Origin of the sequence: Myroides sp. C6-3 (genome assembly GCF_050522425.1) — a bacterium.
Taxonomy (GTDB): Bacteria; Bacteroidota; Bacteroidia; order Flavobacteriales; family Flavobacteriaceae; genus Flavobacterium.
The window spans coordinates 54545-66805 of the sequence record NZ_JBMVQP010000022.1 but is presented as its reverse complement, the minus strand read 5'-3'; the positions used below and the strand labels follow the sequence as shown (position 1 = coordinate 66805).

Genomic DNA, 12261 nt, shown 5'->3' with positions numbered 1-12261 from the left:
GTCTTTCTAATTCTTTTCATAATTCAAAGATAAGTCTTTATGCTTAACTCTATGTCCAGGCTAAGTTAGCAAGTCCACATTGAGTTTTTTAACGATAAGGGACTACAAATTAATCTACCTTATATAGACAATGAAGGAAAATATAAAGAAGCTCAAAGAACAGTTGCAGAAAGTCTTAAAATTTCATTGAAAGGAAATATCTGTTTAAAATCATTTGAGGATTTACTAGATGATTATTTTAATAGATTTAGTGGTGGATTGCATGTCGGTCAAATAGCATCATTATTAGAATTGAGGTTTTATGCATTTTTGTATTTAGGAAATCAAATTCAAATTGAAAATACATTAAATCAAATTTTGAATGCAAGTAAAAATTGGGAGATGCAAATATTTGAAATTTGGTTTGGTAAATTTGAAATTTGGTTTGAAGGTTTGAAATCAAATTATTCCAATCGCAAAAGTTTTCTAAAACAAATTGAAAGTAATAAACAGGATAAAAAAATAGCGAAATTGTATACTGTTTCGCTTATTCCATAGACACTAAGGGCAATTTGCAAACAGCTCTTAGATGTTCTTTTCTTTAAAACGTATACTAAGAATAGCACAACTCCTCGTTATCGGTAGTCGATGGTGGTGTTGAAGGAGGATCACTTACTATTCCCAACACGGTTTTAGATGAAATTACTGTTGGTGGAAGTGCATCAGGGCTTTCAAATGTTCAGTTAGTTCAAAGTGCAGCTATAAAAGCTGAAGCAGCAATTGGAGGTGTTGGTAGATTTGCTGGTACTGCGAAACACACGTATGCAACAGGCTTGTTAAAACGTTATCAAAATATGTATGGCTATCGTGGAATGGAATTCAAAGTATCATTTAATAACGGTCCTGGAAATCGTGGATTTTTAGATGTACTTGATAAATCTGGAGGGATAATTTATGATTGGAAATTTGGATATCCAAATATGACACCTGCCCAATTAAATATGACACCTCAATTACTAAAATACCAAAGAAATTTTGGATTACCTACTCAAATTATAAAACCATGAAACAAAAAAGAGAAATAAAAAAAGAAATCATAAATGCTTGGTCTGATAATCTTGTAGACTTACCTGTTTATTCTGTAAATAAACTATTTAAAGTTTGTGGGCCTTTTTTGTTGGGTATAGAATTATTAAAACTTCCTGGAGTAGAAGAGTACCGACCTCTTTTTGTTTGTTTTCCTTTATGGAAATCGGACATTAAACAATGTCTTGATGAGCCTGTCTTCATGCAAGGAATATATAATTACAAAGGTTTACAGTTTGATATTCCTTATACTGAACATGTAACACTTTTTCAAGAAGCTTTAACCTGTACTACTGAACAAGCTTCTATTTTAATGTGTAAAAGCGTTTCCAAAGACCAATTAATGATTGTTATTGAAAAGCAATTTTCAGAAGGGATTGTAATAGCTAGTCCTGTTGGACAACTAAAACTTTTGGAAGCCCAACTTTTAGTTGCTTTATATCTTAATGATGAAGATTTATTTGATAAGACATTTACAAGATTAGGTTATTTGGTTTCTACATATGATAAAAAGTATGTAGAATGGAAGTATGGAAAGGTAGAGGATTGGCTTCAAAGTTTATATGATTTAAAAGTTAATCGGGAGACTTTTCTAAAACAAATCGAAAGTAATAAACAGGATAAAAAAATAGCGAAATTGTATACTGTTTCGCTTATTCCATAGACACTAAGGGCAATTTGCAAACAGCTCTTAGATGTTCTTTTCTTTAAAACGTATACTAAGAATAGCACAACTCCTCGTTATCGGTAGTCGATAGTGGTGTTGAAGGAGGTCCACTTACTATTCTCGATTAAAAAAAGTAGAAACAAAAAGATAATTTAAGTGAGTAATTTTGCCATAACAAAAGAGCGCCCCAAAAAGGGCGCTCTTTTTTTTGAAAGAAGAATAAACTCGCAAATAGAAAAAGACAAATTGACGGAATAAAAATTTTAGTTTACTTGAAGTAAGTACAAAAAATTAAAAAATTTATTTATTTTTTTGTAATCAAGTGTTTTTTAGAGAGGTAATGGCTTGTATCATTGCGAATAGTTATATATTTATGCACCCAATTTATTATTTCTTATGAAAAAATTAAATATGTATTTAATGATACTTGCTCCAATATTAGGTTTTGCACAACAGCCTAATAAAAAGATACAAGAGCTTTGGAAAAGTATCGAAAACAAAGAAGCAGAACAGGAAGTGCAAAGTATGCTTCCGGAAGTACAGGAAGTCATTGCACTTTCCCGTCAATCAAAAGCCTATGCCAGTCTTTTAAAAGGAATGTTTTATGAGGCGAGAATCAATATAACCACCAAGGAAGAGAAAGAATACGATATCAACTCCGTTTTACAAACCTTTGAAGGTGAGTTACAAGCTGCTTCAGGTGAGTATAAGGCAATTCTTCAGGCCTATATTGCAAATTTATACCAATTGTACTACGAGGAAAATGCTTATAGAATTAGCGATAGAACAACAATAGAGCAGCAAAAAAGCAAAGACCTTCGCTTTTGGACGAAAGAAGATTTCGAAAGAGAAACCACAACCTATTGGGAACTAGCCCTAGAAACAGCCAAGAAACAAAGTACAGCAACAGTAGGCGGATGGAATGATGTCTTTCAATCAGCAGAACTCTACAATTTAGATTTTTCTAAGTTTGCCGTTTACGACGCCTTGCGCATTGATTATGCCTTGTTTTTAAACAGCGGATTTAACTATCGCGCTTCTGAAGAACAAAGACAACTGAAAAAGAATCAAGCAAAAGACTTGATGCAGCAAATTATCCAGGAATTAACTAAAAAAGGACAAGGGGAATTAGCTGCTTATGTGCAAATCTTTGCGCTAAATCAAGTGGATGATCAGAAAGATCTTGTAGCGCGCAATAAAGTATATCAAGAACTGCTGAAGCAACATCCCAAATCTGTTTTAGTACACGAGGCAGTCGCTCAGTTTATGTACTATACGTATCGCGATGGACAAGAAAAAGAAACAAGTGAAACAGCTGGGGCAACCTTACTTGCGTTTATCGAACAAACAGTGGAGAAGTTTCCTGGAACAGAAACTGCACAGCGTTTGATGCAAATCAAAAAAGTAGTGGAAGCACCTGCTTTGGATATCAGCTACAACGCATACGAATTACCAGAAACTAGTTCGATATTGACGGTAACACACAAAAATTTTAATACCCTACATTTTAAAATTTTAAAATTTGAAGGAGATGATAAAACCTTCGCTATCAATCAACCAAGTACATTAGCAGGCTATAAGAAAATTGCTTCGGATTACGAAAAAGTAATGGAGTATACAATTGAATTAAAGCCTTTTACGGATTATAAAGCGCATACAACGCACGTAGAGTTAAAACCACTTCCTCCAGGACGTTATGTTGTTTTGTTGGCCAATCGCGATTTTGACTACCTGACAGAGGAGCAAGACGTGGTAAGTATGGCGCTTATTAATAGTACGTCGAACGCCTTTTTAACCAATGGGAACAAATTTCGATTATACGATAGAAAAACAGGGCAACCCAAAGCCAATCAAGCGGTATTTTTAGCTAATGGACCTAAAAAAGAACTGAGTAAAGCGTATTGGGAAACGATGGTCAATACAGATGTAAATGGAGAGTTTACTGCTGATTTTATTAAAGAATACGCCAACTTATATTATGGGGTAAAAGGAGAATCAGTTTACTATTCAACCTATGCTTATCCTAAAAATAAAGAAACAGAAGAAGGTATAGAAAATGCAAATTGGAACGCCAAAGTGCTAACCGATCGCGCCATCTATCGCCCAGGACAAGTGGTACACTTTAAGTCGATTGTCTTCCGTCAAAAAGGAAAAACAAGACAAGTAGGCGCAAACCAAATGGTTACTGTTAAATTGATAAACCAACAAACCCAACAAGAAGTGGGAAGTTTGGCTTTGAAAACCAACGAATTTGGATCTGTACAGGGGGAGTTCGTTTTACCAACAGCAGGATTGTTGGGAAATATGAATTTTGAGGTACTTTTAAAAGATACAAATATCGAAGAATATACGTCAATTTCCGTTGAAGAATACAAACGTCCTAAGTTTGAAGTAACTCTAGATACGCCTACAGGAGTATATTACTTCGATGATAAAGTAGAGGCAAAGGGACAGGCTATTGACTATACCGGAGCGAGCGTTTCTCAAAGTAAAGTGAGTTATCGCGTAGTTCGTCAATCGGGATTCCGTTACGATGTAAGAGGACATTATGGCTGGCCACGTCAGGCACAAGAGATTACTCTTGCACAAGGAGAAGTGGAAACAGATGCAGAAGGGAAATTTACCATTGCGTTTACAGCAGTTCCCGAACGCAAAGCGTATAAAGCAGATGATTTACGTGTACATGCTTATGTCGTATATGCAGATGTAGTGGATATCAATGGAGAAACACATAGCAGTGCACAAACCATTTATGTAGGGGATAAAAACATCAGCTTACAATTGCCAATTAGCACGAATGAAATGGTTTCTACGAAAGAGTTAGAAGCAATCAAAGTGAAAACCAATACCCTCAACGGAGCGACATTCGCTGCAAAAGGCGAATTGAGTATTATTACACTAGAAGCACCGTACGCAAGAAGAATGCTACTGCCTTATGATAACTATACCAAAGAAGATTACGAATTGTATACCTATGACGAGTTCGTAAGCAAGTTTCCTTATGTTGCCTATGGAGATGAGATCGATCACACCAAATGGAAGCAAGGTAAAGTGGTCTTTACGAAAGCATTTGATACCGCTACAGAAAATGAAGTGGCTTTCCCTAATGCGAAAGTATTGGCTTCTGGCTTCTATTTACTCAAAGGATTTATATGGGAAAAGGGAGAGAAAACAGAAGTAGAACAGTATTTCTACTATGACAATACCAAAGAAGAACCAGGCTTAATCTATCAATTGTTATCGATTAAAGCGGATAAAGAAAAATACAAAACGGGAGAAGTAGCGAAAATTAGATTGCAAAGTGGTGAAAATCAAACAACCGTAATTGCTTCTATTTTTGTAAATGGGCACTTAAAGCAAAAGAAAACGCTGGAAGTAAACCGCAAGGCGAGTTATTTTGAATATCCAATGACTGGTGAAATGGGCGATGTACGTGTGAGCTTTACTGCGATTAAACACAACTTCGCTACCCAAAAATCGGCTCAATTGGTTTTGGATTCTAGTCAAGAGGACTTGAAACTGGAGCTTGCGACGTTTAGAGATAAATTAACCCCAGGGCAAGAAGAAACTTGGCGTTTAAAAGTATCTGGAAAAACGAAAGACAAATTTGCAGCAGAGGTCGTGGCAGGAATGTACGACGCCTCTCTAGATCAATTTAGAAGTAATACCTCTTTCCAAACGAGTTTTGATTACTTCTTTAACTATGGACACGATTCTGATTTTGGAACGTATAATTTGAGTAAAAAGAGCTACGCTCAAAATATTTTAAGCAATTCGCTATATCCAAGCTTAGTTTCTTACAGTACACCAATTAAATTGAACTTGTTTGGGTTTAGCAGTGGAGCAAGAGGATATTACCTCTATTCTACCACTAGAAAAACGGCAAATCTTGAAGCACCATCTAGTCTAGCTAAACAAGAAGAGATGATGGATGCAAGTGCAAACAGAGTTTTTGTTGAAGCAGAAGGACAAGGAATATCAGAAGATGTAGCAGCTCCTGCGCCACCTCTAAGAGAAGAAAAAAGTTCGGGTAAAGTTCAAATCAGACAAAATCTGAAAGAAACAGCTTTCTTCTATCCAATGTTACAAACGGATGAAAAAGGAAATGTGAGTTTCTCTTTTACTACACCAGAAGCGTTAACGCAATGGAAGTTCATGGCTTTTGCTCATACAAAGAACTTACAGAGTAGTTCGATTGAGCAGCTGGTTCGCACTCAAAAAGAATTGATGGTACAGCCTAATATGCCGCGTTTTGTACGAGAAGAGGATCAGATTATCGTTTCGACAAAAATTGTGAACCTCAATGACAAAGCCTTAAGTGGAGAAGTGGAAATCCAGTTCTTTGATGCGCTAACGTCTGCACCAATTACGACCGTGTTTGAAGTGAATAGCTTGGCTAAACAAAGCTTTAACGTAGAAGCTAAAGCCAATACAGAAGCTGCATGGACTATTAATGTGCCTAAAGACATGGTAGCGCTTGGTTACCGCGTTATTGCAAAAGCGGGAACTTTTAGCGATGGAGAAGAAGCCGCTATTCCTGTATTGACTAATCGAACGTTAGTAACGGAAACAATGCCCTTGTACATCAAGGAAGGACAAAATAAGATTTTTACTTTTGATGCGTTAGAGCAACCAGCTGCTGCAACGCGTGAAAATTATAAGTTGACGTTAGAAGTAACAGCAAATCCAATGTGGACCGCTATTTTAGCGTTGCCTTATTTGAAGGAATACCCATACAAAGGAACAGAACAAACCTTTAGTAAAGTATTTGCCAATACAATTGCAACACAATTGTTAAACAGCAACCCTCGTATTCAATCAGTCTTTGATTATTGGTCAAAACAAGGAGCTATTCAATCTAAGTTAGAGCAAAATGAAGAGCTTAAACAAGTACTAGTGGAAGAAACACCATGGGTACGTCAAGCAGCAGATGAAACAGAACAAATGAAGCGTTTAGCTGTTCTATTTGATCTAAACAAAATGAAGAGCGAGCTGACTGTTGAATTGGAGCGCCTGACGAATCAACAAAATACAGACGGAGGATTCCCTTGGTTTAGTGGAGATCAATCCAATGTATATATTACCCAAGCGATTGTGGAGGGATTCGGACAGATGAAACAGGCAGGGACACTCGATGCTTCAGCGAATGAATTGGTGAAAAAAGCTTTGGCTTATTTGGATGAACAGCATTATGCAACGTATCAGAAAAAGAAGAACGACTCGAATTTACCCGCATTAGATATGCATTATTTATATGTGCGTAGTTTGTTTAAAGATGAGGTGAAAATTCAAGAGAAATACGCTAAAATGATTGGATATTACCGCAGAGAATTAGCCAATCAAAAGGCAGGAGATAACCTTTATACAACTGCGATGAAAGCAATTGTTTTACAGCGATTTGGAGATGCTAAAGCAGCGAATAATACAGTAAAAACAATCATGGAAACAGCAGTGCGTAGCGATGAAATGGGGATGTATTGGAAAGAAAATGCTGCAGGGTGGTTGTGGTTTAATTCACCAATCGAAACGCAAGTGATGTTGATTGAAGCAGCACATGAAGTAGATCCTGTCAAATATGCCAATGCCATTGAAGATATGAAGGTGTGGTTGTTGAAAAACAAGCAAACCGTAGCTTGGAGATCTACAAAAGCTACAACACGTGCGGTATATGCCTTATTGTATTTAGGTAAAAATTGGATGAATACAGAGCAAGGAGTTGAGGTGAAGGTAGGAGGATATCCTGTTGCTTTTGACGCTTCTGAACAACGCAATGCTGGATACTACAAAAAAGTGTGGGAGGGATCAGCCATCCAAGATAAAATGGGCATCGTAGAATTAGACAAGAAATCTGCGGGAGTTGCTTATGGAGCCATGTATTGGCAGTATTTTGAAGACTTGTCAAAGGTGTCAAAATCAGGAACCGGTATTGTATTCGACAAACAGTTAATGATTAAAGCGAATACAGACAAAGGACAAGTATTGCGCGAGATTACCAACGAAACACCAATTAAAGTTGGAGATGTTGTTACCGTTCGCTTGGAGATTACGGTTGATCGCGATATGGATTATGTACACGTAAAAGACATGCGTGCAAGTGGATTTGAACCAATGAACGTGCATTCTGGTTATAAGAGAAAAGGGGAATTTGGTTATTACGAAGAAACGCGTGATGCAGCAACAAACTTTTTCATCACACACCTTCGTAAAGGAACCTATGTGTTTGAATATGACGTTCGCGCTAATAACGCGGGTTATTTCTCTAATGGAATTACTACGCTTCAAAGCGTGTATGCACCAGAAATGAACGCAAATAGCGAAGGCGAAGACGTGAAAATTTTAAGAAAATAACAAGAAGGATACAAACTAATCCATAAAAAAAGCTCTTCTCATTTGAGAAGAGCTTTTTTTATGGAAAGAACACAAGAAACGAAAAATCCTCATCAAACACTTTCAATTCCTACCTTCCCACTAACACTTTTCACCATCTTCCTGAAATGAACTATCTTTGTACTTGCTAAAAAAACAAAAAATGAAAAAGATTATTCAAATTAGTTTATTAATTCTTAGTGGATTAGTAAGTTCTTGTGATTCGGGTACAGCTTCCTATTGGATGGATAATCCCACAAATGAAACCATTTCAGTTTACATCGATGAGCAGATGTATGAGATTCCTCCACAAACCAAAATTGCAGTTGATTTAGACTTTGGAAAACACCAATTGAAGTACAACGATCAGACGTTGAATTTTCACAATGGAGGCCGCGTAAACAAGTCACAAGCAATTATCAACCCAACCCAAAGCAATTATGTATTCTACAAGCGATTGTACATAGATAAAAATGATGCGCGATCAACTGACGAGTTTGTAGAATGGGCAATGCGTACGCAAAGTGATTCCCTTCGCTTTGTAGTAAATGATACACTAATGACTTTATTTGTACCTTTTCAAGTATCGAATAAAGTATTTATTAGTAAAACCGATTTCAATTGGAAGTACAACATTGACGAGCCTATGCCTAATCAAGTAGATTTATCAAGTCCTATTGTAACGAGAAGAAATCGTCAATTACTCGATGATCCCAATTATCAAGCAGGACGATTTCAAGAAACCGTTTATAAGATATACCGAGAGCAAGATTTTCTTGATTTTGTACACGAGGTTAGCGAGGATAAAATTGCTTTTTTGCTAGACAAACAGCCTTATGCAGCTTTGCCTAAAGCGACCATAACCTTGACCAAAGACAAAGAAGTAAAAGACGAAGCCTATCGAAAAGAAATTGACGATCACCTTAAAGAGTTCGAGAAATGGTTGACCATGAAGGGGAGTAAATCAACAACAGGATTTAAAGATTTTTTCTTCTCTCAAAAGTTAAATGAATTAAGAACGAAGTATTTAGAACAAAATCCAGGAGATTATTCCTTTAATCAAGCCACTAATGAATTAAATGAACAACTCAATGTATTTATGTTGTATCAATTGAATATTATTGAATAGCTTTTAGTTAGAGAGAAAATTGCCGTGTTCAACTAGCAACAACCAGCAATCAATATACAAAAAAAGCTGAGCACTGCTCAGCTTTTTTTATAACATTTCCATGCCTTCCATATCACCACCAGCGGCGCCTTCGGGACCTCCTGGTTTCATATTTCTTTTATCTACTTTAGGTTGATTAAAGCGGTAAGTAAACGAAAGATTAATTTGTCTTCCTCTCCATTGCATTTCACTGTGTGAAAGTGATTGAGGTAGCACTAAATCTTGTTCTCTTTTTCTTGAATTGAAGATATCGCTAATATTAAACGTAAGGGTTCCTTTGTCTTTTAAGATATCTTTACTCAAAGCTATATTTCCAGATAAGTTACCCAATACTTTCCCTTGTGCTGTATTATACGGCGCGCGATACATTCCATTTAACTGCCAGTCAATTTTGTACGGTAAGGTAATTTTAGACGATAAACGGGTAAACCAAGCATAAGCATTTTGATCAAAGTTTTGTGTTTCTAGCGTACCATCTAGATGCGTAAACGTATAATCTCCTCTTGTTTCTGTTCGATAGAAGTTGAAGTTACCATTCAATCTCCACCATTTAAAAGGCGAGTAGTTGAGGGTAATATCCAATCCATAGCGGTGTTCTGTAGCTAAGTTAATCGGTGAACTGACAGAAATAGGTGTTCCATCTTCTGTTTCTCCTGCAATTCTACGTACAAATTGGAAGGTGTCTTCTGTTTTGTTGTAGTAAGCAGAAGCATTTAAGGTAAAGCCAGTCCAACGTTTCATAAAGCCCAAGTCGATGGCATGAGTTTTCGCCGGATCTAAGTCTGGATTTCCTTGAAAAAAGTTGATGTTACTCGTGTAGTTAGAGAATGGATTCAAGAAGAAACCACGCGGTCTATTTACACGTCTACTATAGCTAATACTTGTACTGGTGCTCTCGTTGAGTTCATAGTTTAAGAAAGCACTAGGAAAGAAATCGTTGTACTTTTTCTTGTTGTAGCTTTGAGAAGCTAATTGATTGACATCAATAGAAGAATCTTCCCAACGCAAGCCTACCATAAAACTCAATTGAGAGGTGATGCGATTTCCATATTGAGCATAAAGCGCGTGAATAGTTTCTTTGTATTCTAAGCTATTGGATAAGCGGTTGTCCGTATTCCAATGGTTGTTTTGTAAACGCTGCAGACTAAAATCTGTTGTATTGTCTTTGAACGTACCCAAATAACCAGCTTCAAAATTTCCATGCTCACCTATAGGTAGGGTGTAATCTAATTTGGCTAATCCACTTTTTTCTTTTTCTTTATTAAAAGTGCGTTCGAATGACGTTTGATCTAAAAAGTCATTGATGTCGTCTATCGTCGCATCTTCGTTGTCTTTATCTTGAGAGATGGATCCTTCAATGGTTAGTACATGCCCTTCTTTATCGAATTTTTTCTCAAAAGTAGTCGTGTAATCTAGGTTGTTGCGTGTACTCTTCTTTTCTTCGTTGCGGTATCTGTTGTATAAGAAGGCATTCGATGCATCGAAGTAATCGTAGCTTACTCTGTTGGGGTTAGATCCATTGTTGCGTCTAGCTGTTACCGTATTGGTCCACGTAATAGAAGGAGTTAAATTCCATTCTAAACCAAAAGTACCATTATAACCTTGTCTTTCTCTATTGTTGTCTTTATACTCATAGATGCGTTGTGTAGGTTCACCTGTTATAGGATCGAGATAGCGGTTGTCGTTTAAATTGTATCCTTCTGATTTCGAATCTCTATAGCCTAAAGAAGTAAAAAAATTGTATTTTTCTCCTCTGACGTTGAACATCGTATTGAGTTCATAGTTGCGAGGATCTCCAACAGTTCCCGTAATACTTCCATTAATTCCCTGTGCTTTGCCCTTGCGCAAGATAATATTGATAATTCCAGCGCCTCCTTCGGCTTCATATCGAGCAGATGGATTGGTAATTACCTCCACGCGATCAATAGATTCAGCAGGTAAAATGCGCATAGCTTCTTGGATGTTATTGGCTAATCCTGTTGGTTTTCCATCGATTAGAACTTTTACATTTTCATTTCCTCTTAAGCTGATTGTTCCTTCGCTATCCACCACTACGGATGGTACGTTGTCCAATACATCTGCAGCAGTCCCCCCTTTGACAATCATGTCTTGTCCGACATTGTATATTTTTTTGTCTAGCTTAATATCCACAGTAGAGCGTTCCGCAATCACAGTGACTTCCTCCAACATTTGCGTGTCATCCTGTACTTTGTGAACTCCTATATTTGTGTTGCCCTTAATAGCAATATGTTTTAGTTCTAAGGTCTTAAACCCTAGGAAATCGATTTTGATGTAGTAGTTACCGTCTGGAACATCAAAAGAGAAGTTTCCTTTTGCGTCTGTCATTGCTCCAGAAACGATATTGGAGTTGCTCTCGTTTTGAGCGTAAATACTAGCGTATTCTAAAGGCGTGTTAGTTGAAGCCTCTATTACCGTGCCCGTGACGGTGCTTTGAGAGCGGTTCTGAGCTGCTGCTGTTAGTGTCGTTAAAAAGACGAACAACAGCAGGAGAACTGATGAAGGCGTTTGTTTTTTCATTATAGTCTGTTAGTTTACTTTTCATAAATTAGACTATAATTTCATCCAATGGTTTAATACTTGGTTTGTTAAAAAAAAGTTAATTAAAGAATTTGATGTATTTTTTCAGTGGGTCTAGCTACAATAGCTTTAGATCCATTAACCACGACAGGGCGCTCAATAATTTGGGGATAAGCCACCATCGCCTGAATTATATCTTCATCAGAAAGTGTTTTATTCGCAAAATTCTCTTGCCAAAACGCATCTTTTGTGCGAACCAACTCAATTGGAGTGAAATTTAGTTTTTGCAAAAGCGCTTTAATGTCGTCATATCCAAGGTTTGCATCCAAATATTTTATAATTTTGTAGGCTACGCCTTGTTGTTCCATAAATGCGATACTTTCCCTGGATTTGCTACAACGAGGATTGTGATAAATTGTAATCATAGTGTTAAGGTTTGTTCTCAAATATAGCAATT

The 12261-nt window shown here is 36.8% G+C and carries 7 protein-coding genes; 5 read left to right on the top strand and 2 right to left on the bottom strand.

Features of this window, described 5'->3' with window-relative positions; genetic code table 11:
* Positions 1-186 precede the first annotated feature (186 nt).
* From ACPDG9_RS10515 to ACPDG9_RS10495, 5 genes are all read left to right on the top strand, one after another.
* Complete coding sequence (locus ACPDG9_RS10515) at positions 187-537, top strand: hypothetical protein (protein ID WP_430527713.1); 351 nt, start codon at positions 187-189, stop codon at positions 535-537.
* A 296-nt stretch (positions 538-833) separates the two neighbouring features.
* Positions 834-1046: a hypothetical protein gene (locus ACPDG9_RS10510; RefSeq protein ID WP_430527712.1), complete on the top strand. Its 213-nt coding sequence runs from the start codon at positions 834-836 to the stop codon at positions 1044-1046.
* A complete protein-coding gene (locus ACPDG9_RS10505; RefSeq protein ID WP_430527711.1) occupies positions 1043-1729 on the top strand; it encodes a hypothetical protein in 687 nt (228 codons plus the stop codon). The genes ACPDG9_RS10510 and ACPDG9_RS10505 overlap by 4 nt, the downstream gene beginning before the upstream one ends.
* A 399-nt stretch (positions 1730-2128) precedes the next feature.
* Positions 2129-8080, top strand: a complete 5952-nt coding sequence (locus ACPDG9_RS10500; RefSeq protein WP_430527710.1) for an alpha-2-macroglobulin family protein — start codon at positions 2129-2131, stop codon at positions 8078-8080.
* Positions 8081-8261: 181 nt separating this feature from the next.
* Positions 8262-9227, top strand: a complete 966-nt coding sequence (locus tag ACPDG9_RS10495; RefSeq protein ID WP_430527709.1) for a hypothetical protein — start codon at positions 8262-8264, stop codon at positions 9225-9227.
* Positions 9228-9314: 87 nt separating this feature from the next.
* Here ACPDG9_RS10495 and ACPDG9_RS10490 read toward each other — a convergent pair whose 3' ends face one another.
* Both ACPDG9_RS10490 and arsC read right to left on the bottom strand, forming a co-directional pair.
* Positions 9315-11804, bottom strand: a complete 2490-nt coding sequence (locus ACPDG9_RS10490; RefSeq protein ID WP_430527708.1) for a TonB-dependent receptor domain-containing protein — start codon at positions 11802-11804, stop codon at positions 9315-9317.
* An 83-nt stretch (positions 11805-11887) separates the two neighbouring features.
* Entirely contained in the window at positions 11888-12229 is a 342-nt protein-coding gene (gene arsC / locus ACPDG9_RS10485) for an arsenate reductase (glutaredoxin) (protein WP_430527707.1), read from the bottom strand.
* Positions 12230-12261: the final 32 nt, after the last annotated feature.

Bases quoted from the DNA above. Each gene is read 5' to 3' on its own strand.
- ACPDG9_RS10510 (WP_430527712.1), top strand. From the start codon at position 834: ATGTATGGCTATCGTGGAATGGAATTCAAAGTATCATTTAATAACGGT.
- ACPDG9_RS10505 (WP_430527711.1), top strand. From the start codon at position 1,043: ATGAAACAAAAAAGAGAAATAAAAAAAGAAATCATAAATGCTTGGTCT.
- ACPDG9_RS10500 (WP_430527710.1), top strand. From the start codon at position 2,129: ATGAAAAAATTAAATATGTATTTAATGATACTTGCTCCAATATTAGGT.
- ACPDG9_RS10495 (WP_430527709.1), top strand. From the start codon at position 8,262: ATGAAAAAGATTATTCAAATTAGTTTATTAATTCTTAGTGGATTAGTA.
- ACPDG9_RS10490 (WP_430527708.1), bottom strand. From the start codon at position 11,804: ATGAAAAAACAAACGCCTTCATCAGTTCTCCTGCTGTTGTTCGTCTTT.
- arsC (WP_430527707.1), bottom strand. From the start codon at position 12,229: ATGATTACAATTTATCACAATCCTCGTTGTAGCAAATCCAGGGAAAGT.